1 protein-coding gene is annotated in these 337 nt (G+C 62.6%); it reads right to left on the bottom strand.

The annotated features are described in order from the left end of the window. Positions 1 to 337, bottom strand: a 337-nt coding sequence (locus EN852_RS37310; RefSeq protein WP_135879799.1) for an MFS transporter, incomplete at both ends; no start/stop codon positions are given.

The following is a 337-nucleotide window of genomic DNA, read 5'->3' as shown; positions in this document are numbered from 1 at the left end:
GAAGGCATCCATGCCGATGCCTATCGCCTGTGGACCCAAAACCATGCCGACGCCATAGCAAAGCACGAAGGCCGCGTTGGCCGACGCCAGCTCATGGCCGGAAAGCTGCGAGCCGAGATGGGCAAGGCCGATCGTGTACATGGCCGCCACGACGCCGCCCCAGACGAACAGAAGCGCCGCCATCAGATGCCAGTTCTGCGCGAAGAACGGCATGAAGGCGGTTCCGATCAACCCTACCGTGGCGCAGACGAGGAGCAGATAGCGGCGGTCGGAGACGCGGTCGCTGATCATGCCGATCGGGATCTGTAAAAGCACATTGCCGAGGCCGATCATGGTC

It is taken from the genome of Mesorhizobium sp. M2E.F.Ca.ET.209.01.1.1 (genome assembly GCF_004010375.2).
Classification (GTDB): domain Bacteria; phylum Pseudomonadota; class Alphaproteobacteria; order Rhizobiales; family Rhizobiaceae; genus Mesorhizobium.
Note: the sequence above shows the minus strand (reverse complement) of the source record. Positions and strands in the feature narration are given on the sequence as shown.